The following is a 21075-nucleotide window of genomic DNA, read 5'->3' as shown; positions in this document are numbered from 1 at the left end:
TAATTATCTAAAAATTTAAAAAATGATTGCATTAAATACTTCAACCGTGTCAAAATATGATTACATCGAAAGAACAAGCACGGAGGAGATATCTTGAAAAAAGTATTATTTATATTTTTAGCATTGTGCATTTTTAGTACAGGCTGTGTAACAGAAAATAAAGCCGAAAAATTGACGAATCGCATTATGAAAAACACTGAAATTCTTGAAAACCTGTATCAGAAACATCGTCGAGATAAAACACTTGATGCAGAAACTGAAATGAAAAAAGTTCATCTTGCTAAAGTACTTAAAACATTAAACGAAGATTTAAGTGATTTAGAAAAGTTGTATAAAGAAGAACCAGCCTATCATATAAACACGATGCTAATAAGTATTCCTTATATGGAGCAATCTGTAGATGACAGAGATCTATTATTATTTGAACAAGGCTATTCAACTTACATGAATGGATATTTAAATTTTATTGATATTGTTAATGAATAGGTCCGTTAAGAAAATTTAGAGGATAAAAACATGTTTTTGAAAAACTATTTAAAGTAAAATGTATCATTCTTGCCAACCTTGTTAATAATACAAAAATTACAATAAATAATCATTTAAAAGAGGTGTAATCAATGCACGTTAATGACCCAAACGAGTTTGATGAAGTGAACAAAAACGATGTTGATTTACATTTTAAAAATGAATTACCAGTAATTGAAGATGCAATAGGAATTGATGAGATACTTAAATGGTTAGAGGAATAATGCCAGACTGTTGACAATCGCTCGCTTTCTTCGTTGCTTCGCCTGCTTGCGGTGCTCATTACCGTCAAAGGTAACTCCGCTCCTCACCCGACTTTGCGCCTCGAATGACAAGCGTTTTCAATCATTCTGGAATCTCTTAGTTTTTATAATTTGTCTACAAACAAAAAGTACTTTCTACTAAGAAAGTACTTTTTGTTTTTAATTCTATTTTTCTAAGTTTAAAGTATCAATGATGCCAAATAGCTCTTCTAAATGTGTAATTTCATATGTAGGTATAACTTCATTTCTCTCTTTATGATGACGATTAATCCAAACATTTTTCATTCCGATTCGATTAGATCCAAGTATGTCTGTCATTAAATTATCACCAACCATCAATGCTTCATCCTTTGATAAGTTCATTAATGATAAGGCATGTTCAAAAATAGATGGGTCCGGTTTACCCTTTCCAAAATCACCTGAGATTAGAATTTGATCAAAGTATTGTTTTATTTCTGGTGTAATGGAAAGCTTTGTATTTTGTAAATCAGGTGAGCCATTTGTCAAAAGTAATAATTGATATTTACCTTTTAACGAATCTAACACTTGGAACGTTTCTTCATAAACATACGGATTTCCTTTTCGTTCTTCCGGGAATGTTTCAGCTAAAACATGGCCAAATTCAGGGTCATCAATTCCAAATGCTTTTAATCCTAGTGTCCATGCATTTTTGCGATAAGATGATGAGTTTGCACGCATTTTAGGAAAATCAGCGTGTTCCTCCAAAAAATTACCCCAAAGACCTTCAAAAGGATTTATTCCAATTAACTGAGTAAACTCATACGTATCATACGATGCATATAGTTCTCTAGCAGCATTTCGGACAGCCTCTTCAAACACTTCAGGTTGAATCCCATATTTCATTTCAACAAGTTTACAAGTATTTTCAAAAGCGACCTTCACACTTTTCTGATCCCAAAGTAATGTATCATCCAAATCAAAAATAATTCCTTTAATCATCGGAAATCTCCTTTTATGTTTGAATATTTTAAATTATTCATAATGGTACAAGGAAAAAGGAGTTTAGTAAATAGGGAAAGTGAAACTATAGAATATGTGAGTGGTTTATATATAACCATTCGTTGTTTTAATGTTTAAAAAACCCTGAAAAAATTTGGACTAATGAGCCAAATACTTTAATATATGAAGAATAGAAATAAAATAATAGGTAGGTTCAAAATGAAAAAATATATATTCATCATCATTTTAGCAATCGTTTTAATTGTCTCAGCAAAAACAAACCCGTCAAAACATCAATTTGTTTTATGGGCGAAAGATAAACTAGTGGAACAATCAAATAATAAATATCTTAAATTTGGAATTGAACTAGTAGGGGATAAATTAATTAGTTCCGTTACGAAAAAGCATGACTATGTCTTTTTTTCACTTTATGAGGTAAAAGTATTGGATCAAGAGATTAAGGTTATTGGTGTATTTGATCGATTTATTCCGATTTCGAAAAAAGATGTGAAATAGTTACTTTTAGTGAGTGGAAAATTACAAAGCTAAGTATATAATAGAAGGAGAAAATACAAAAGAGGTGCTAAAATGAGTAAATCAAAAGCTAGGAAGTTTAGAGAAAAATTAGCAAGAGAAGGTAACAGAAACCCAGAATTCAGTAGAAGTCCATTTGCAATGTTAGATTTAAATACACGTAAGACGAAGACCAAAAAAGATAAATTACAGCAAGTGAAGCATAAAAAACAGTCCTTTGGAAGAGATGACTTTCAAACAAAGGACTGTTTTTATTTTATATTCACAAAAAAAGAAGAGTAATAAATTACTCCTCTTATCTTAATTAGTTAGCAGGTGTTTCTGTTGTTTCTGCAGGTTGTTCTTTCACTTTATCTGCAAATTTAACTGGCAGATTCGTTTTGTAATCATCAATTTCTGTTTTGATTTTTACAATTAAGTCATTAAATAACTTAGCATCATTTGTCGTTTTGATAATAGCAACTTTAACTTTTAATACATCTCTTTTTTCGATTGCTGTATATAAGTCGTCACTTCCCATAAAATCCATTAAGTCTTCAATAGAATCTTCGTTAATGTATTTTTCAGCAATTGCTTCTATGTCAGTTTGAATTTGCTTGTATAAAGGGTAATCCATATTAAGGACTTTATAAGCATGAGATTGAACTTCTTGTTCGATTGTCATTAATTCAATTGAACTTTTCATTATTTTTGCCATTTCAGCATCATAGTTTTCAAATTCAGTTGGTAGCTGATTATGAATGTAAATTTCGTTTTCTGTAAAGATTTGGTCTTCAATTTCATAAGCATAATCTTCAATGTCATACATTAAATCATCTTGGTAAACTAAGATTGCAAGTAATTTTGCTTTTTGTTTTACGTAATATGCTTTAGCATTTTTCGTATCACCTTTTTTAAGGTAAGCATTAAATGTAGCAGAAACTTTCTTCATGTCTACAGCTGAGTTATCTTTACGAGTTTTATCAAGTTTTGCTCTGAAACTTGTAATCTTTTTCGTTAGTTCATCTTTACCTGTATATCCATACTTTGTAAAATCTTTACTGTATCTTTGTAGATCCATGTAAAGTTCATAAATGTACTCATCATTTTCTTTAATATCTCTTTTATAGTTGTTTAAAGTTTTGTTGTATGCGCTAATCTGATTTTTAAATGCTGTTTGCGCTTGAGTCGTTTTTGATGTAGTTTTTGCAGATGCTGCTGTTGGGACTGAACCTAAAAGAATTCCTGCTGTTATTGTTGTTGCAGTAACGAATGATGTGATTTTCTTAAAGTTTGTCATTTTGGTCTCCTCTGTATGTAATGTATTTTTCCCTATATTAGTATATTATAAGTTTTTAAAATATTAAATATAAATTAGGAAAATTAAATAATAATTAAATTTGTTTTACAAAAATGATTCAAAAGTTACAGGAATAAAAGTATCGATGGTAAATATGAATAGAGCAGGGGATTGAGAAAAAGGAGGTATGAATATGGGAGATTACCATTTTACAATAAATATGATTAGAAATATTATCATGACATTTTTTCAAAGTGGTATTTGGGTAGTAGGATTTTTTTACTTACTTAATAAAACGCATTCAAGTAAAACCATATTAAAAGCCTCAAAAATAATCATGATCATTGTTTTCGCATTCTTATTGCTTCATTCAATTGATATCAATCGGTAATTTACAGATGGAATCTATGCAAAAAAACGCTCAGAAATTATTTTCTGGGCGTTTTTTAGGGAGTTTAAAAGATTTACGATCCATTAATCCCTACCTGCATTAACGATTAAATGAGCGACTTTTCTCGGTTGTAATTTTGCAGTAGTCATATGATCTCCATGTCCTTGAATGAAACGGAAAATACCTAATCTACTAGCCATATGTGGATACCATCCATAAGCTTCTCCAGCTGGTATAGCTGTATCTTCAAGTAAGTTGATAAAGCTTCTAGGAATTGTTAACTGATAAAATGCTTTTAAATCTAGCTTTTCAGTCAGTGGTGCTGATGGTTCTGGGGTAGTAGAGTTATAGATCTGCCTTGCTGTTTGCAGGTCTGCTAAGTTAACGAAAACTTCCCTAAAATAAGAAAAAGGTAGTTTAATTGAATGGTCAGGGGACTGCTGTGCAAGTCCTAGTATGAACTGTTGTCCTTGTGGTGGAAATTGATCTGCCATGCTTTCGCCATCTTTTAAAATAAAAGCGTTCCAAAAAACTAATCGCTTAATTCGATCTGGAAGCTGTTCAGCTACTTTTTGGATAACGCTACCACCAAAACTGTGGCCAACTAAAATAATGTTTTTTAGATTTTGTGTTGTAATATATTCAACAACAGACTGAGTAATCATTTCGTGGGTTACATTTTTGTTTTTATCTGTACCATGACCTGGTAACTGAGGTGTATGGACGATATGCCCCATTTTACGTAATTCTCCAGCGATTCCATTCCAAAAAGTAGGGTCAGCCCAAGAGCCATGAATTAATACAAATGTTAGGATATGTTGACGAAAATATAAGTCATTGTGATCTATTAATCCATTTTGAGTTGTATTTGTGTAATATTCGTTATTGAAATGATAAGGTTGATAAGAATATGGAGTTGATTGATTAGGATTCATATGTCTAAAATAATAGTTATGTTGATACATTACATCATTTTGTTCTTTTGTAGTCATTAAAAAGGGTCCCTCCTTGTTAATCTTTCCCATGTTATGCATAATTAGATTGAAAGGTGCCCAATACACATTATTAAAAATGATTAACAAAAATCAATTTCTAAAAAAGTTATACATAGATTGACATATAAGAATATTTTAGGAGGAGTTAGCAATTAAAAGAGCACTCTGGATGATGATTGGCATTATCCTAATATGTGGGGTTAGCGTGTTTTATGTGAAAGGTGATGCAAAAGAAGAACATCCTTTAAAACAAAGTCAGCCTTCATTTCAAACTGAACAAGAAGTTGAAGATGAAAGCGAATCGTTAGATGAACAAGAATTATTAGCATTAATTGTTTCAAATGCTCAACAAGGTAAGATATCCGAAGCAAGTATTTTTGTAGGTAAAACGGATATAAACGAAGTAATTGGAAGATTTGGAACGATCAGTCAAAAAGATGAGGTTGAAAAAGGAACGTATTTAACTTTTAAAGATCGAGCAATCGCTGTAGGCTATGATCAAGATGGATTTGTCTTTGAGGCGAGATCCTATAAACCAAATCTGCATGAAATTCACTATGATTCGATTATTGAGTTATTACAGAATCCGACTACAATTAAATATTATAAAGATCAAGAAGTTGATCAAATTATTCTTGGTTATAAATTAGCTCATAATTATGAATTAAAGTTTATCTTACCACGACCAAGCGATGAGATACCAAATCCGTCAGTTCATCATATATCTGTATCAATTATGAACAATACGAACGAAGTCATACCATCAGATTTCTTATCTATTAATATTGATGAGCAGATTAAAAACATGAGCTTAAATGAAAAAATTGGACAAATGATTTTTTCAGGAATTTATGGAACAAATTATACAGAAGAACTGAAAAACTTAGTACAGCAAAATAAAATTGGTGGATTTATTCTTTATAGTGACAACATAAAAAGTAAACAGCAAACTGTAAAATTAATAAACTCTTTAAAGAAGGCCAACGAATCGAATCCTCTGCCGATTTTATTTGGAGTAGATCAAGAAGGTGGAAGGATTTCTCGACTGCCAGCTAATATTGGAAAGATTCCCTCAAGTGCAGAAATAGGGAAGCGAAACAATCCTGAATTGTCATTTGCAATTGGTCAAATCTTAGGGAAACAAGTGAAAACGTTTGGTTTTAACCTTGATTTTGCACCAGTTCTGGATATTAATAGTAATCCGAACAACCCAGTCATTGGTCATCGATCATTTGGTAATAGTGCTTCAATTGTGAGTGAACTTGGAATTCAAACAATGAAAGGAATTCAGTCAGATAATATCATACCTGTTATCAAACATTTTCCAGGTCATGGTGATACAGGTGTTGATTCACATTTAACATTACCGATCGTTTATAAATCATATGATAATTTAAAAGACTTTGAATTGGTTCCTTTTAAAAACGCGATAAAGCAAAATGCCGATGTTGTGATGATTGCTCATATTTTATTGCCAAAAATTGATTCGAACAATCCTTCTTCAATGTCTAAAAAAGTAATCACCAATATTTTAAGAAATGATATGCAATTTAATGGGGTCGTCATGACAGATGATATGACGATGGATGCAATTGGGAAACATTTCAATTTAGCTAATGCATCTGTAAAATCTATTCAAGCTGGAAGCGACATCATTATGGTTGCTCATGATACGAATAAAGTAAAAGCAGTATTTAAAGCAATTCAAACAGCTGTAAATAATGGCTCGATATCAGAGGAACGTATAAACCAAAGTGTTAAGCGGATCATTTTATTAAAACAAAAGTACAAAATTGACAATAAATCAGTACCAAACTATAGTACGGATGAATTGATTGATAAAACAAATAGCGTATTAAAAAAATATCATCTTGAACCTTGAGGAAAAAAAAGGAAAATACCATCTTTTTGTCGAATAAATGATAAATGATAATGAGAAAGGTGGTGTTTTTTATGACTACGATGATTTCTGATGCAGAGATGATGTTACTTGCAATCTTCAAAGAACTTCAAGAAAAAGAGCCGAATTTTGAAAAAGGGATTCACAATGAAGTTGGAGTTGCAATTGAATACGTTACACCTGCGATAATCGATCTAGAACAAGAAGGTTATATCAACGGTATTATATGGGTTAAAAGTGATGTAGATCAAAATGAAATACCTTCTTTTAATAATGTTGCTATAACACCGTCTGGGATGATTAAAGTAATAGAATTACTAAAATAAAAAGATAATAGATAAAAATATATATTGTTATTAAATGGGATAAAAACCTCAGTAGGCATGTGTCTTCTGAGGTTTTTTTGCATGATTTAAAATGGTAAAGACTGGTATATGTTCATGTTCTGGTGGGTAAAGTAAAATAAGCTAACTAGGTTTGAAAGAGAGTTGATGATTTGAAAATGGAAGAAATTGAATCTCTACTAACGCCAAAAATACAAAAAAATTTAACGAGTACACTTACACAAATTAATTCTAAAATTGAAGGTATGATTGGAAAAATAGAAAATAAAGGTTGCGGTATTTTAACAGAATTTGAAAATATCCATCGTGTATTTAATAAACTACAATTAGAAGCCTCTTCCTACTATTTAAATTCATATCTTTCTCCTTATACAGATATTTTTGAAGAACTAACGATTGCAGTTCAGCATCTATCAGAGAGAAAACATGGTGGATTAATTGTAGTAAAGCGAGATGATACGCTCGAACATCTAATGAGTTCGGGGATACCAGTAGGGGCAACATTGTCATCTGCACTATTGGAGTCAATTTTTTATCCTGGTAGTCCCTTACATGATGGAGCGGTATTAGTTGAACAAAATACAATTATCTCCGCTGGAAATGTACTACCATTATCAAAAATTACATATGAAAATAAAAAACTAGGGACGAGGCATCGCGCAGCAATAGGGATTTCAGAGGAAAGTGATGCGCTTGTATTGGTCGTATCTGAAGAAACTGGGAAGATTTCTTTTGCGTTTAATGGGAGTTTATATCCTGTTCAGTCTGGTTCACCGAATTTATCTTGATTATTAAAGCGATCAAATTGAGTGATCGCTTTTAAATTGTGTTCATTTTTAATTTTTAAGTAGTTTCAAGTTTTATTAATTGTAAAGCGATTCGAAACATATTATGATTATACGTAATTAATCCGATATGAAAGGTTGGATTTTAATGACGAAATCAAAAAATGACTCGATTCCATTACCATTAGTACGTGCAAATCAATGGACGATTGTATTATCTGTATTACTAACATTATTTACTGGTGTTTATTGGTTTTTGTTAATCCCTTTAATTAGTGGCTTAGGTGGATTGTTCTTTCAATTTAATCCAGTCATGAGAATTGCGAAAACATTCTTGAAAAAAAGTCCTTCTGAATACATCCAAGAAGATCAGCAACAGCAAAATTTCAACCAAGTTATAGCAGTAGGCTGTTTAACCATTGCATTTATTAGTGCATTAATAGGTTTTAAGAATTTATTTTATGTATTTACGATCATGGTTGGCTTAGCTGCATTCGTTGCTATACTCGGGTTTTGCGTTGGTTGCTTTATTCATTTTCAATATAATCAATACAAATATAGAAGAAGCTTAAAATAATTTTTAAAAGGGGAATCATTTATGATTTCTCTTTTTTTATTTGTAATGCGTTTTTTTTAATACCAATCCATTACATTAACTTTTTGAATCAATCTAACTTAGGTATATACTAAAAAAATAGAAATAAATATTGTCCGTGTGGTGTACCCCACAGTTTATGATGTAGTGGGAGGATAAAAATGTATAAAATAAGTGGTTTTGCAGAGATAACAGGACTAAGTAAAGAAACTTTGAGGTACTATGCTGAAGTGAAGTTGCTTGAACCTGCTTATATTGATCCTAAAAATTATCGCTACTACGATGGGAAGTTATTTTCTCGCCATGCTATTAAGCAATTTAAGTAGGTTTGGTTTTACAATTGGGAAATGATTTAGTTGTTAATTAATAAAAGAAAAAATATCCAGCTGCAAGACTTAATTGCATCTGGTAAGGAGGAGAAAAAGTGATTCAGTGGAAAGAAGACATTATCATAGAAACAAATATTGAAAAGGTATGGCGCTTATTTTTAGATAAAAACATTCAAAAAATTATGCCTAAAGTTGAAGAACACATATTAATAGAAAAAAACGAAAATGAAATTGGTGCAAAGCACCAACAAAGCTACCGAGAAGGAAAGCGTGTAGAAACCTATATTGTAAATACATTAGACTATGAAGATACAGAAACTAGTAAGAAAAAGCAAATCAGCTTTGTTTTAGCAAATGCGTTTGAAACGAATCTTCTATTTAGACTTGAAAAAATAGATGAAAATCATACAAAATTTATTTATGAAGGTTCAAATAAAGGCGTTAATTTCGTTGGACGAGCAATGCTAAAACTAGGGAATAAAAAAGGTGCTATGAAAGTAGTTGAAGATTTTTTACAAAGAGTTAAACAAGAAGCATTAAAAATGTAATTTATGAAATGTGATTTTTCGTAAACTCTCGGAATTTTTTCTAAAACCTACGAGAAATGTTTTATAATCTTCCGGAATAGATTTTAAAACAAAAAGGAACGTATTTCTTAACGAAATATGTTCCTTTTTTTATTAATTCTATTCAAAATAATGGCATAATGGCAGATTAGTTCGACTGATTAGTTATCCGGAACTACCGCATATGTTACTTTGAATCTTTAGGAGTAGCATCTTTTATCCTCTTCAAAATTAGGCAAAATAGAAAAACTTTAAACAGACAAAGCAAAGTCAGAACGTTGTATCAGAATCAAATTGCAAAATTTAATGGTTAATGACAAATCATCAATAACATCTTTAATATTATTTTCACTCCTGTAATTAGACACTTAGTTAATGGTTGAAAGTAAAGGATCTACATTCACTTTCCATGGGGAAAGAGGTGACGTTCTCGTCAAAGTAAAAGAGAGTTTGGTTTTAACCCGACCTTTATCTTTTATGAATAGATAAACCTCAACTGGGATTTCAGTTGCAAAAGAGTATGGATCTGTCACCTTTGTTTCAGGCAATTTCCACTGTATTGCTTCAATTTTTTCTATTTTTTTAAACTCTTTTTTAATATTTTTTTTGTTACTTATGGCAATATTTTCAAACAATTCTTTATCTCCGTTTTTAATAGTAACGAATAATATATTTAGCAGTTGGGAAGGTGGATTGTTATTAATATATTCATCAATTTTCCCAGCAGCTTTAAGGATCATCACATAATGTGAAAAGTCTGATCTTCCTGTCCGATGTGTCGTGCTTCCCAAAAAATGAATGCAAAAGTGACCATGGAAACCGTTTTGAAGAGAACCTGCACCGTGTGGCATTCCATGCATGGACGCAGGGATTAGTCTGTCATGAGCTAAAATTAATATAGCTTTTCTTCGCCAGCTCCAGTTCCCATCATATATTTCCTTCATAATCTTTGTATCTTCTCTTGTTAATGGCTGAACATCTGCATGCCTACTACCAGCCCTCCGTTGTACATCAAAGCTTTTGCCACTTTCCACATCGATTACAGTGAACTTCGAGTATTTTGGGAGTAATTTATTGACAGCTTCCCAATTCTGAATTTCTATTTGAAAGCTAATAGGAGAGAGAGCTGGTTCGTCTGTCGTAGCGTAAGTAAGTTCTGCAAAGCAAAATAATGAAAGGGAAAGGATTACAATAAAAAAAGCTTTTTTCACCTCTATATGTCAACTCCGATGCTTAGTGATTGAATACATCTATTTTGTGTTAATTTTATATAAAATAGCTATTAAATAATTGGGAATATAAGGTATTCTTAATAAGGAAAAAGGGGATTAATTTTGCATTGGCTATTCATAGTTAGGGCATTAAATAAATTTAACTAAGTAACTTCTTAATAAATTTTTATTTACTAACGCATGCGTTAGTTGAATAAGCAGATTAAACGAGTAAGAAATGATTTTAACTGATTATTTTTATTGTTCCTTTTTTTTGATTTGATTATTGTGATAAAACGTATGAAATAGTTTTTGTGGTTAACACTTTTTAAGGTAGCTCACTAGGAATGGGTTTGAGGTTATGGTAAATAAAAACAAAATCCACTAATTAAGTCTATTACAATTAGATTCTGAATAAAAAAAAGAAAAGCAATTGCACTATATGGCAATTGCTTATAACTTCACCTGTTTCTAAAGGAAGATTTGATTTTTAAATTATTTAAATATTAGGACTTTACCTACTGTGCCATCCGCACTTTCGTTCACCACACGGAATTTTAATCCGTAAGTTGGAATGTTGCGTCCCGCATCGATTAGGCCATTGTTTGAGAAATCCGCTTGATCATCAAACAATGGGTTGCGAGCAGTAAAATTGTCTTTCATCGTAATGCCCAAAAGGTTTTTGTAATCTAAGAACATGGCATTTGTTTTATTCAATCCAAATGCAGCGTCATGGACTTGGTAGCGAGAAGAGGCAACCGCTTTATCACTCCAGCTCATTGCATGCTGATCTGCATCAACAACGCCTAGGAATCCATCACCTGGGTGAACACCTGTCCAGTTATTGTCAAAGCTTTCATCTACATACCATACCACTAGACCTGGGTCATAGCTCATAAGGCTTGCACCACGACGGATGTGTCCTAAGGCCGCATCCACCCCGTTATGAGATCTCCATTCTAATAGGTAGTAATGTGTAGAGAGGTAAGTTCCTTTGTCTTTTGCGAATCCTTGGAACGTAAACACTGAATTTCCTTCTGCATTATCCGATAAAATCGATTGACCATCAGATGTGATTTGAATATCGTCCACGTAAAAACCACGTTGAGCAACGTAAGGGTCTGTCCAGTAGTTAAATTTAATGCTCACTTGTTTTCCTGCAAAAGCACTTAAATCGAATGTAGCCGGTATCCATCCGTTTGATGTACCTGTAATCCCGTGACCAGGATTTTGATTGTTCGGATTGCTGTCTTTTGTAATGTTTCCTGAAAGGGAAGTCCAAACGTTCGACCCTTCTTCTTTCACTTGAATAGACGCATAATCCCAATCCTCTTCAATGTCGTACCAAGCTTGGAACGTTAACTTCGGTTGAGTAGCATTTGTCAGGTTAACATTCGCTGTCATTGAATGTTCCATATCATTTCCTGAACCACTATAATATTCGTATGTTCCGCTTGTTGGAATGTTCACGTGATTTTCTTTTTCTGGTAAATTCACGCGTACCGCGTCATTGTTAGTTCCTTTCGTGGAACCTTCATCTAGTAGAACCGTTGTACCCGTTTTTGTCACATCATTTGCGTGAATCGTGGTTCCGCTGAGCCAGTTTCCGCCATGTAAATTCTGTAGCATTTCTTTATCATACGGACTAAATCCGGTTGGTTCTGTACCTGGAATTTCTCCTGCCCAGCTTCCTGCTGACATGATAGACCAATACGCGACTGGTTCTCCAGCACCTGTGTATTGTGTGTCATATTCATCTGGAAGGCCTAAATCGTGACCAAATTCATGAGAGAAAACACCTGCAGCTCCGTCTTCAGGTTCAATTGTATAATCCCAAGCCCCTAATAATCCACCAAAGCGGTTACTATTGGATTTTCCGCCTGGAACCGCAATTGGACCTGAAGCAAGTTTCGAGCGGTGTGACCAAATTGCATCGAATCCTAAGCTTCCGCCACCCGCTTCTTCTCCTGCTCCTGAGTGAATGACCATTAAGTGGTCAATGATGCCGTCAGGCTCATTGTAAACGCCGTTTCCGTTGTAATCGTCACGATCCCATGCATCGTAATCTGCTAAGTTAATAGAAGGATCTTTAGCAGCTTTTTTCAACGCTTCTACCACCAAACCTCTAGCGTTTCTGTCAGCCCCATCTGGTGTTGGATAGTTTCCTCCGTAGTAAGCAGCTGGATGATCGGCTGTATACCAGCCTGCTACCGTTCCATCTACGGTGTAGCTTCCGCCCGATTGCGCTTCATAATATTGCTTCATTGAAATCATATTTTTACCATTTGGTCCTGTGTAGCCATTTGGCCCGAAAATCATATTTTGGAAATGTTCATGGGTGTAATCTTCATAAAACATATCCGTTTCTTCTTTGGTAATTGAGCTTTTCGCGTAATCTGGGAAATCAATAGCTAAAACGAGTACTTTATCTTTACGGACACTACCGTTATAGGTTTCTCTTTCAACAGAATCAACCGTCGATTTGTTTGCTTGTCCCAATTTATTACCCTTGCCGTTCGTCAATCCATTAGAGTTTGTATTCGATTTACCTTTTGGCACTTCTAGAACATCGGATTCGAACCCTTTTGTTTTAGGTGCTTGATTTTTCGCTTTCAAAAAAGTTTTCAACGCTTTTTCAGCTTCCGCAGGACTTGCATCTTTTGCGATTTTCCCTTGCTTTTTTAACAACTCAATAAGTCTTTCGTCATTGGCAACCCCTAAATCAGTTGTTGACCATTCTTTAGTGGCTGCTTTTGCTACCTGTTTTTCCGCATGGGACCCAACGAACGTCCCGCTAAATAAGGCGCTCACCACAATGGCACTGACGGACATGCTGGAAAGAACTTTCCAACCTGTTTTGTTTTTCAGCATTTCTTTTACCCCCTTGTTATATGTAGTGTATTACAAGAATAATCATATGTTTTTGTGTGAAAATTGTAAATATTCTAAACGTTAATAAATAACAACAAATTACGACTTTCCTACTGGAAGAAAAAACAGTCTGTTACCAATGTAATACCGAATGTTAAAACAAACGCCAACTAAATAATTGCAAGGAAGAAAGAACCTTAGCATTATTGACCTATTTAGATATATAAGCAAAATAAAAATTTAGTTTTTCTTATTTAACTAACGCATGCAATAGTTGAAGTCAAAGGGTTGTTTCAGCAACATTTTTTATTTCTGATTAGGAGAAGGATACTTGAACTAGAACATATAATATAAAGATAAATAGTGTATATACAAAGGGAATGAACAATTGAACTAACACACTTCTGTTGTGTAGCTCTCATCTTTTGCGGATTAATTGGAGGACACAAAAACATCTGATAAGGAGTGAAATAGTAAATGATTACAATCATCGGTTTCATTGCTGCGATATTAACAACCGCTTCTTTTTTACCACAAGCAATTAAAACGATAAAAACAAAAGACACATCAGGCATTTCATTAATGATGTACATTTTATTTAGTGCTGGAATATTACTTTGGTTAGTTTACGGTATATTTATTAATGATCTTGCAGTTATTTCGGCTAATGCAGTAACATTTGTGTTTGCATTCATTATTTTATTTTATAAGCTAAAAAGTCCACGCTCTTAAATAGGCTTACATAGGAATTAATGTGCAGTTATTTAGGCAACACATCGATAGTCTTTAGTTAAATACAAACATTAAGGAGTATGTATAGTGACTCAACAAAATATTATCGTTAAAAAGTATAATCACAATTATGCTGAACATACAGTGAAAATGTGGAGAGATAGTAAGGAACATGCTATTGGTCAAAAAGAAACTCATAGCTTTGAAAATCACGTTTATTTTCTAAATCATATATTATTCGAAAGCTTTAAAGTAGATATAGCGTTAATTGATGAAAAAGTGGTAGGGATGATTGCCTATAATGAAAGAGAAGTAAGCCAATTATATATTCATAAAGATTACCAAGGAATAGGTATTGGTCAATTATTACTAGATATGGTAAAAGTGCAATCAAGTGGGAGATTAACACTTAAAACATTTGAAGTAAATGAAAAAGCTCAACGCTTTTATGAAAAGCATGGCTTTAAAATAATTGGTAGAGGGAACGAAAATGAAGAAAATTTACCCGATATTTTATACCAATGGATATCTGAATCAATTTATATTGAATCATAATGAAACAGTTTAAAATACAGATCTACTAAAAACTAAAATTCGCTTGAACAACAAAAAGAGGATTTTCATTAATCGATCGTCCTCTTTTTTTTCTAAATGTAGTTTAAATAAAGCCATTCAGTTAAATAACCAGTGATGAAATTTTCGACTTAATGAATAGATTTGACGATCCCGTTGACCAGTCCGTTCACAATACTTTGCTGGTAGCTTTTGGTTGAGAGTCGTTTGTCTTCTGTTGAATTAGACATAAAACCCATTTCAATCAGTACAACTGGAGTTTTGGACCAATTAAAACCAGTTAAATCACTTCGAGGGAGAAGGCCGTCTCCATAGCCTTTTTTCGCTTTAGTTGTTAGGATACTTTCCATTAATAGAGTTTTCGCAATGGATTCGCTTACTTTATTAATGCTTTTCGTTGAAGTACCAGATGGGTACAAGAGAGAAAGACCTTGTGTATTTTTGTTCGTACTTCCATCCGCATGAATGCGAATCGACAAAGCAGATTTTGCATTGTTACAAATTGTAGCACGGTCGATATTGCTTAGGTTCACATCATGCTTCATTCGCGTCATTATCACCTTGTAATTCTTTTTTTCGAGTGCTTTTTGTAACTGAAGTGCCACTTCTAAATTCAACTCATATTCATATTTTTTGGTAGCAACACCGCGCGTACCAGATGACACTTTTGCTTTTTTTACTTTTGATCCAGGTGCAACTGGTTCAGTCTGAAGGTTTTGCTTTTTTTGATGTCCTGCATCAATACAAATCGTTTTTTGTGGTTCCGGTTTTGTTATTGCTTCGGTCGATTGAAGAAAAATTGTCCCAACCATTCCAATAACGGAAGCAAACAAGATAATTTTTTTCAAAACTGTTCTCCTCCAAAGATTCCATTTTTTTATGTATAAGACACATCCTTAAGTGTAACAGAACACAACAAACGAGGGAGAAAGATTTTCTTATTGCACTCAAAATCGCATAATAAAAAATCACAATTAGAAACGGAGAGATCTCTTGCAAAAAGTGGCTCTCTTTTTTGTACAGTTAGTGTTTTTCTGAAATTAAAATCAGCCATTTTATTTAGAAATAGAACTTTACTATGATATACGTTTGCATACTCGTCATTGTATAATAATCTATGAATCGACAAAATTCGTAATAATTTAGAATGAATAGTAACCATCAAAGGAAGGAGGATTTTGTAGTAAGTCTAAAAAGTATCATAGGTTGGAAAGAATAAGTATAGAGAACTAGAACTAAAGAGGATGAAACTATGAAAATAAATCAATTAATTGCGAACAATATACATAAGTTAGATGCAGTACTTCCGGTCAATCAATCATTAGGTGTAGCTGGATTATCTGGATCTGGAAAAACAACTTTCTGTCAATCTATTGGGGAAGAATCAAAGAAACGTCTTGTATCTTTATTACCAAAGGCTGAATATCAATATCTATTTTCAAATATTATGGAAACCAACTTCAGTGCCATCAAAATGGAAGAAATGCCGCTAGTACTTTTTCTAGGAAAATCTTCTATTTCATCTAATCCTCGTTCAACAATTGGTACACACACTGGTGTATTTAAAGAAATCCGTGATTGCCTTGCTGAGAAGTTTCATCTTTCTCCGGAGGTTTTTTCATTCAATAATGAATTAGGTTGGTGCCCAGCTTGTAAGGGGCGCGGTACGACTAAAAATGTTGAATGTACAAAATGTCATGGGAAGCGCTATAGCCAGGAAGTTGAACAATATACAATTGAACTGTTTGATAAACTACATACTATTTCCGACATTAATAACTTAAGCATTGAATCTATTCATTCTTTATCAGAAGAATTAAATATTAGTGAAGCCAAACAACATATTCTTAAAAACATTATTAATATGAATATTGGTTATTTAACACTTAATCGCATAATGGGAACATTATCAGGTGGAGAATTAACAAGACTATATTTAGCTGAATTCATGGCTACTAGTGAAGACACTGTCATTATAATTGATGAAATCTCTGTTGGTCTTGATCACCAAACACTTTTAAAGATACTTGAACAAATTAAACAATTAGGTTATAAAAATCAAATTTGGCTGATTGATCATTCGGATACAGTCTTAGATGCATCGGATGAACAATTATTCTTTGGTCCTGGTAGCGGTAAATATGGTGGGAAAATTGTTGAAGAATCACCACGTCCAAAACCAATTATTTGGGAACGTAATGAAGTAAAGCCAAGTGAGTATTATCAATTTCATGATCTTTACTGTCGAAATATTCAAATTGATGAAATTCAAATACCAAAAAATAGATTAGTAACCTTTACGGGTGAATCTGGGTGTGGAAAATCTACACTTGTTAACGACTGTATGGCGAAGGATTTTCTGAATAGACATCCAAAGGATAAGCTTGTGATCGTAGGACAAGATCGTAATCAATCTATTACAAGTCGATCTACAGTTGCGACTTTCCTAGATATTAAAAAGAAACTAACAAAATATAGTGATGACATTGATGATATTTTTGAGCGTTCGATTGAAGATATTATTGAGGAATTGCCAAATGAAGACATCGCGCATAAACGCTTAAGCTTATTAATTAAGCTTGGACTTGGCTATTTAACATTAGAAAGAAAAACACAATCATTATCGACTGGTGAGTTTCAATGTGTTCATTTAGTTTCTGAGCTATTTGGTAATACAAGAAATCCACATACGCTGTTTATTTTTGATGAGCCTTCAAAAGGATTATCTCAAAATATTTTAAATCAATTCATTGATAGTGTTAGGGTGATTCTTGAGGATGATTCTGTTTCAATTATGATGATTGAACATAATGCTTATATGTTAGAAAGCTCTGATTACATCGTAGATTTTGGTAAAAGGCAGATTGAGCCAGTAAAGCATCTTGATGTACTTAGTCATGAGGAGTATTATCGTAACATTGAAACTGTACATATTGATGCACCTTTGGAAATCACTTCAACTATTCATCAAAAAAAGGGGATACACTACATCAAGGAAAACCATATAGATTATTTTAAAAATGCGGAAAATATCTATAAAGGTGGTATCTTAAAAAGTTTATCGTCAATGGCAAGATTGATTTATGGTGAATATGAATCAGAAAAAATCGCACCAGTAATCGCAATTGATCTTGAGAGACACTTATATAGTCAATTTAGTTTTCTTTATGAAATTGGTGGGTTAGTCAACCATATTGTAAGTGCTCATCCAAAGAATAAAGATACGAAAAGCTTCGATTTCTATAACCAAGATAATCATTGTCCAAGTTGTTCTGGTCGTCGTGTTATCGAACAATTTGATATTGATGTTGTGATTCAAGACAAAACTGTGCCATTCTGGGATGGTTTATTACATCCAGACGTAATGGAAGTATTAAAATATTATCAATATCCTAAATTACAATTCCTATTTGATGAAATAAAGAATGAACTTGGTCAGGATATTAGTAAAAGTTACAATGAGATGACTGAAGCTGAAAAACATACATTTTTATATGGTTATTGGGAAAAGTCTTTTTATGATAAAGCAGGTAAGGCTTCTAGAACTTGGGAAGGTTTCAACTTTATCATTGGCCGTTATATGTTTATTTCTAAATCATTGATTAAAGAGCAAATGAAAGAATCAAAAGAGATGATTACTTGTCCAGTTTGTGAAGGAACGGTTTTAAAACATCATAAAAAATTAATGTTTGGGAACAGTGATATCCGTGAAATCATCAACCAGCCAATTGATCAAGTGATGAAAACAGTAGGCAATTTACCTGTTCTTGAAAAATTAAAATCAATTGTTGGTGGAGATATCGCACTAACAGAGGATGTTTCTTTACTACCTAGAGAAAAGCAAGTAGCGCTTAAAATGTTTGAAATTGAGCAAGCAAGTTTTGTCCATTATGAAGTGGTTTTACAAAATGCTTTGCCTTTTTGGGATCAAATTAAAAGTAATATTGAAGCAATCAGTAGTAAAAACCAAATAACAATCTGTGATTTTGAGGGGATTTACGAAACGAGAGAAAACATCATCGATCAATATTTTACAAATGGTAAATACAAAAAATTAACTTATGTATATGAAGCATTTGGTTATAAAAAAATTGTGACATTGATTAATAAAATTAAATCTAGTAATCCTTGTCCATTCTGTAAAGGGAAAAAGGTTATCTCAGAAGATGGTCTTCATGATGGGGTCCATAAATTATCAGTACCTTGTGTAAGTTGTTATGCAAGTGGTATTAATGATGAAGGACTAAAACAGATAGTTGAGGGTATTGATGTACAAACGTGGCTAACTGGAAAAGTTAGTGATGTAGTTGAAGAGAGCCAAATTACAGAGGAAGTTGCAGATATTCCAATTTTCAACCGAATTCGTGAGTTGAATAAGCGGGATATGATGGCAGTATATCAAATCCTTTTAGCAAAATAGCATGTATTATAAAGATAAAAACTCATTTGTTTTCAATTTACAAATGAGTTTTTCATCTTTTTGAAAATGAATAACCGTGTTGAAAATATTTGAGGTTTTGACAAGCATTTTTTATGTTTTACATGGCAGATTTTGAGTTTAGAAAGAAGGAAGTTATCCATTTTTATTGAAATAAGTTAAGTATAACGTAGTTTCATTTTCTCAATTTCATTAGAGGTGGATAATAATACATGTTTGGTCCAGATAAAGAATTTAAGGAATTTGGTGGAAGTGAAGGTCAATTTATCATCGTTCATTTCGATCCATTTGATGCAGTATTAGGTTGTGTAGCTCTCATATTAGGCATCGGCTTATTGATTAATAGAATACGGAGAAAATATAAAAAAGATGAATAGAGTGAAATTTTATAGAGGTGAATTAAAATCAATACATTTTTAAGAGTATTGGGAATTGTTTTGTTCGTAGTTGGTGCACAAGGAATTATTCGTGGGATTATTCTTGGTGTCATTGATCGTAAATTTGAATTTCAATTTATACTGCCTTTTATTCCAAATCAACATGCATTGATTGCAAATATCGTATTACTGCTGATTAGTTTTGTACTTTTCGCTAAAACGAAGCCATTCGAGAATGAAAAAAATAAGTAGTAAGTACTTACATATTATATGGTAAATAAAAAAACTCATCTTTATTAGAAGATGAGTTTTCTTTATTACTGCATTTCAGCAGCTTTTTTCAATAATTCATATGAATATAGTCGAGCAGAATGGTCGAATACGGAACCGTTGACCATTATTTCGTCGGCTTTCGTCATATTTAAAACTGCTTGTAGCTTATCTTTCACTGTGTCAATACTTCCAATTGCTGACAGTCTCATTTGATTTTCTAATGTTTGTTTTTCGAATGGACTCCAAATATCATCCATATTTTCAACTGGTGGTTTCAGTAAAGAAGGTTTACCACCACGAATTAAGTTCAAGAAGGATTGCTGTTGCGTTGTGAATAGTCTATTTGCTTCTTCGTCTGTATCTGCAACAACCACGTTTAGGCCAATCATTGCATATGGTTCATCTAATACATTCGAAGGTTTGAAATAGTTATGATAGATTTGCATTGCTTGAACTGTATAGTCAGGCGCAAAATGAGCTGCAAATGCAAATGGTAGACCAAGTTCAGCGGCTAATTGTGCGCTAAAACCACTTGATCCTAATAACCAAATTGGTACATTCAAGCCCTCTCCTGGAATTGCTTGAACATGTGCACTGCCATTTCCAAGTGACGGATCAAAATAAGTTCTTAACTCATCAAGTTGTGCAGGGAAATCTTCGCCGCTACGTAAGTCACGTCTTAAAGCTCTTGTTGTTAACATATCACTTCCTGGTGCACGACCAAGTCCAAGGTCGATTCGACCAGGGTGAAGTGATTCAAGTGTACCAAATTGTTCTGCAATTACTAATGGTGGATGATTTGGTAACATGATCCCACCTGAGCCAACACGAATAGTAGATGTCCCACTTGCAATATGACCGATTACAACAGAAGTTGCAGAGCTTGCTACTGCAGGCATATTATGGTGCTCTGCAAACCAATAACGAAGATAACCTAATTTTTCGGCATGTCTTGCTAAATCAAGACTATTTTTAAATGCATCAGATGGGGTGCTACCCTCCACAACTGGTGCTAAATCCAACACTGATAAAGGAATTTCGTGTAATTGTTTTGCAATTTTATCTTGAAATCTATTTGATGCCATTCTATTCTCCTCCTACGTACAAACTTCACGTGTAATTTGGTATTTATTG

23 protein-coding genes are annotated in these 21075 nt (G+C 33.0%); 16 read left to right on the top strand and 7 right to left on the bottom strand.

The window, feature by feature from the left end; genetic code table 11:
- Nucleotides 1-93 precede the first annotated feature (93 nt).
- Together ABID96_RS14690 and ABID96_RS14685 are read left to right on the top strand one after the other, a co-directional pair.
- A complete protein-coding gene (locus tag ABID96_RS14690) occupies nt 94-486 on the top strand; it encodes a hypothetical protein (RefSeq protein ID WP_192602674.1) in 393 nt (130 codons plus the stop codon).
- A gap of 131 nt (nt 487-617) precedes the next feature.
- Entirely contained in the window at nt 618-749 is a 132-nt protein-coding gene (locus tag ABID96_RS14685) for a hypothetical protein (RefSeq protein ID WP_268876381.1), read from the top strand.
- 204 nt (nt 750-953) lie between these two features.
- Here ABID96_RS14685 and ABID96_RS14680 read toward each other — a convergent pair whose 3' ends face one another.
- Complete coding sequence (locus tag ABID96_RS14680; RefSeq protein ID WP_192602673.1) at nt 954-1748, bottom strand: HAD family hydrolase; 795 nt, start codon at nt 1746-1748, stop codon at nt 954-956.
- 219 nt (nt 1749-1967) lie between these two features.
- Between ABID96_RS14680 and ABID96_RS14675 the strand changes: the two genes are divergently transcribed.
- Together ABID96_RS14675 and ABID96_RS14670 are read left to right on the top strand one after the other, a co-directional pair.
- Complete coding sequence (locus ABID96_RS14675) at nt 1968-2264, top strand: DUF4359 domain-containing protein (protein ID WP_192602672.1); 297 nt, start codon at nt 1968-1970, stop codon at nt 2262-2264.
- 72 nt (nt 2265-2336) lie between these two features.
- Nucleotides 2337-2564, top strand: a complete 228-nt coding sequence (locus tag ABID96_RS14670; RefSeq protein WP_192602671.1) for a hypothetical protein — start codon at nt 2337-2339, stop codon at nt 2562-2564.
- A 22-nt stretch (nt 2565-2586) separates the two neighbouring features.
- On the opposite strand, the gene ABID96_RS14665 is transcribed toward ABID96_RS14670, so the two are convergent.
- Complete coding sequence (locus tag ABID96_RS14665) at nt 2587-3561, bottom strand: hypothetical protein (RefSeq protein ID WP_192602670.1); 975 nt, start codon at nt 3559-3561, stop codon at nt 2587-2589.
- A gap of 193 nt (nt 3562-3754) precedes the next feature.
- Here ABID96_RS14665 and ABID96_RS14660 point away from each other — a divergent pair, with 193 nt between their 5' ends.
- Nucleotides 3755-3952 carry a hypothetical protein gene (locus ABID96_RS14660; protein WP_192602669.1) on the top strand — a complete coding sequence of 66 codons (198 nt, stop codon included), beginning with the start codon at nt 3755-3757 and terminating at the stop codon, nt 3950-3952.
- An 83-nt stretch (nt 3953-4035) separates the two neighbouring features.
- Here the strand turns inward: ABID96_RS14660 and ABID96_RS14655 are convergent, their stop codons facing one another.
- Entirely contained in the window at nt 4036-4944 is a 909-nt protein-coding gene (locus ABID96_RS14655; RefSeq protein ID WP_377896915.1) for an alpha/beta hydrolase, read from the bottom strand.
- Between the two features lie 172 nt (nt 4945-5116).
- On the opposite strand from ABID96_RS14655, the gene nagZ reads away from it, so the two are divergent.
- From nagZ to ABID96_RS14625, 6 genes are all read left to right on the top strand, one after another.
- Entirely contained in the window at nt 5117-6829 is a 1713-nt protein-coding gene (nagZ, locus tag ABID96_RS14650) for a beta-N-acetylhexosaminidase (protein WP_192602668.1), read from the top strand.
- Between the two features lie 71 nt (nt 6830-6900).
- Entirely contained in the window at nt 6901-7173 is a 273-nt protein-coding gene (locus ABID96_RS14645; protein ID WP_087998835.1) for a hypothetical protein, read from the top strand.
- 176 nt (nt 7174-7349) lie between these two features.
- A complete protein-coding gene (gene cdaS / locus ABID96_RS14640) occupies nt 7350-7979 on the top strand; it encodes a sporulation-specific diadenylate cyclase CdaS (protein WP_192603154.1) in 630 nt (209 codons plus the stop codon).
- Nucleotides 7980-8124: 145 nt separating this feature from the next.
- Complete coding sequence (locus ABID96_RS14635; protein WP_192602667.1) at nt 8125-8553, top strand: DUF4395 domain-containing protein; 429 nt, start codon at nt 8125-8127, stop codon at nt 8551-8553.
- 179 nt (nt 8554-8732) lie between these two features.
- Nucleotides 8733-8897 carry a MerR family DNA-binding transcriptional regulator gene (locus ABID96_RS14630; protein WP_377896914.1) on the top strand — a complete coding sequence of 55 codons (165 nt, stop codon included), beginning with the start codon at nt 8733-8735 and terminating at the stop codon, nt 8895-8897.
- A gap of 98 nt (nt 8898-8995) precedes the next feature.
- Complete coding sequence (locus tag ABID96_RS14625) at nt 8996-9448, top strand: SRPBCC family protein (protein ID WP_192602666.1); 453 nt, start codon at nt 8996-8998, stop codon at nt 9446-9448.
- Between the two features lie 386 nt (nt 9449-9834).
- Here ABID96_RS14625 and ABID96_RS14620 read toward each other — a convergent pair whose 3' ends face one another.
- Entirely contained in the window at nt 9835-10677 is an 843-nt protein-coding gene (locus tag ABID96_RS14620) for a hypothetical protein (RefSeq protein ID WP_192602665.1), read from the bottom strand.
- Between the two features lie 495 nt (nt 10678-11172).
- Nucleotides 11173-13548 (bottom strand): immune inhibitor A domain-containing protein, encoded by a 2376-nt coding sequence (locus ABID96_RS14615; RefSeq protein ID WP_192602664.1) that lies wholly within the window; start codon nt 13546-13548, stop codon nt 11173-11175.
- Between the two features lie 477 nt (nt 13549-14025).
- Between ABID96_RS14615 and ABID96_RS14610 the strand changes: the two genes are divergently transcribed.
- Both ABID96_RS14610 and ABID96_RS14605 read left to right on the top strand, forming a co-directional pair.
- A complete protein-coding gene (locus tag ABID96_RS14610; RefSeq protein WP_192602663.1) occupies nt 14026-14280 on the top strand; it encodes a SemiSWEET transporter in 255 nt (84 codons plus the stop codon).
- A gap of 150 nt (nt 14281-14430) precedes the next feature.
- A complete protein-coding gene (locus tag ABID96_RS14605; RefSeq protein ID WP_483301368.1) occupies nt 14431-14835 on the top strand; it encodes a GNAT family N-acetyltransferase in 405 nt (134 codons plus the stop codon).
- 149 nt (nt 14836-14984) lie between these two features.
- On the opposite strand, the gene ABID96_RS14600 is transcribed toward ABID96_RS14605, so the two are convergent.
- Entirely contained in the window at nt 14985-15701 is a 717-nt protein-coding gene (locus ABID96_RS14600) for an N-acetylmuramoyl-L-alanine amidase (protein WP_377896912.1), read from the bottom strand.
- Between the two features lie 404 nt (nt 15702-16105).
- Here ABID96_RS14600 and ABID96_RS14595 point away from each other — a divergent pair, with 404 nt between their 5' ends.
- The 3 genes from ABID96_RS14595 to ABID96_RS14585 all read left to right on the top strand — a co-directional run bounded on the left by ABID96_RS14595 (nt 16106) and on the right by ABID96_RS14585 (nt 19920).
- Nucleotides 16106-19273 (top strand): ATP-binding cassette domain-containing protein, encoded by a 3168-nt coding sequence (locus ABID96_RS14595; RefSeq protein ID WP_192602661.1) that lies wholly within the window; start codon nt 16106-16108, stop codon nt 19271-19273.
- A gap of 230 nt (nt 19274-19503) precedes the next feature.
- Nucleotides 19504-19668: a hypothetical protein gene (locus ABID96_RS14590; RefSeq protein ID WP_192602660.1), complete on the top strand. Its 165-nt coding sequence runs from the start codon at nt 19504-19506 to the stop codon at nt 19666-19668.
- Nucleotides 19669-19728: 60 nt separating this feature from the next.
- Entirely contained in the window at nt 19729-19920 is a 192-nt protein-coding gene (locus tag ABID96_RS14585; RefSeq protein WP_192602659.1) for a hypothetical protein, read from the top strand.
- 65 nt (nt 19921-19985) lie between these two features.
- Here ABID96_RS14585 and ABID96_RS14580 read toward each other — a convergent pair whose 3' ends face one another.
- Nucleotides 19986-21026, bottom strand: a complete 1041-nt coding sequence (locus tag ABID96_RS14580; RefSeq protein ID WP_192602658.1) for an LLM class flavin-dependent oxidoreductase — start codon at nt 21024-21026, stop codon at nt 19986-19988.
- Nucleotides 21027-21075 lie beyond the last annotated feature (49 nt).

This window comes from Gottfriedia sp. OAE603 (genome assembly GCF_040543965.1).
Lineage (GTDB): Bacteria > Bacillota > Bacilli > Bacillales > Bacillaceae_G > Gottfriedia > Gottfriedia solisilvae.
Note: the sequence above shows the minus strand (reverse complement) of the source record. Positions and strands in the feature narration are given on the sequence as shown.

Excerpts from the sequence above, each read along its gene's own strand:
- ABID96_RS14675 (WP_192602672.1), top strand. The coding sequence starts at position 1,968 with ATGAAAAAATATATATTCATCATCATTTTAGCAATCGTTTTAATTGTC.
- ABID96_RS14665 (WP_192602670.1), bottom strand. The coding sequence starts at position 3,561 with ATGACAAACTTTAAGAAAATCACATCATTCGTTACTGCAACAACAATA.
- ABID96_RS14595 (WP_192602661.1), top strand. The coding sequence starts at position 16,106 with ATGAAAATAAATCAATTAATTGCGAACAATATACATAAGTTAGATGCA.
- ABID96_RS14660 (WP_192602669.1), top strand. The coding sequence starts at position 3,755 with ATGGGAGATTACCATTTTACAATAAATATGATTAGAAATATTATCATG.
- ABID96_RS14670 (WP_192602671.1), top strand. The coding sequence starts at position 2,337 with ATGAGTAAATCAAAAGCTAGGAAGTTTAGAGAAAAATTAGCAAGAGAA.
- ABID96_RS14645 (WP_087998835.1), top strand. The coding sequence starts at position 6,901 with ATGACTACGATGATTTCTGATGCAGAGATGATGTTACTTGCAATCTTC.
- ABID96_RS14580 (WP_192602658.1), bottom strand. The coding sequence starts at position 21,026 with ATGGCATCAAATAGATTTCAAGATAAAATTGCAAAACAATTACACGAA.
- nagZ (WP_192602668.1), top strand. The coding sequence starts at position 5,117 with ATGATGATTGGCATTATCCTAATATGTGGGGTTAGCGTGTTTTATGTG.
- ABID96_RS14685 (WP_268876381.1), top strand. The coding sequence starts at position 618 with ATGCACGTTAATGACCCAAACGAGTTTGATGAAGTGAACAAAAACGAT.
- ABID96_RS14605 (WP_483301368.1), top strand. The coding sequence starts at position 14,431 with ATGTGGAGAGATAGTAAGGAACATGCTATTGGTCAAAAAGAAACTCAT.
- ABID96_RS14615 (WP_192602664.1), bottom strand. The coding sequence starts at position 13,548 with ATGCTGAAAAACAAAACAGGTTGGAAAGTTCTTTCCAGCATGTCCGTC.
- ABID96_RS14630 (WP_377896914.1), top strand. The coding sequence starts at position 8,733 with ATGTATAAAATAAGTGGTTTTGCAGAGATAACAGGACTAAGTAAAGAA.
- ABID96_RS14590 (WP_192602660.1), top strand. The coding sequence starts at position 19,504 with ATGTTTGGTCCAGATAAAGAATTTAAGGAATTTGGTGGAAGTGAAGGT.
- cdaS (WP_192603154.1), top strand. The coding sequence starts at position 7,350 with ATGGAAGAAATTGAATCTCTACTAACGCCAAAAATACAAAAAAATTTA.
- ABID96_RS14635 (WP_192602667.1), top strand. The coding sequence starts at position 8,125 with ATGACGAAATCAAAAAATGACTCGATTCCATTACCATTAGTACGTGCA.
- ABID96_RS14655 (WP_377896915.1), bottom strand. The coding sequence starts at position 4,944 with ATGACTACAAAAGAACAAAATGATGTAATGTATCAACATAACTATTAT.
- ABID96_RS14680 (WP_192602673.1), bottom strand. The coding sequence starts at position 1,748 with ATGATTAAAGGAATTATTTTTGATTTGGATGATACATTACTTTGGGAT.
- ABID96_RS14610 (WP_192602663.1), top strand. The coding sequence starts at position 14,026 with ATGATTACAATCATCGGTTTCATTGCTGCGATATTAACAACCGCTTCT.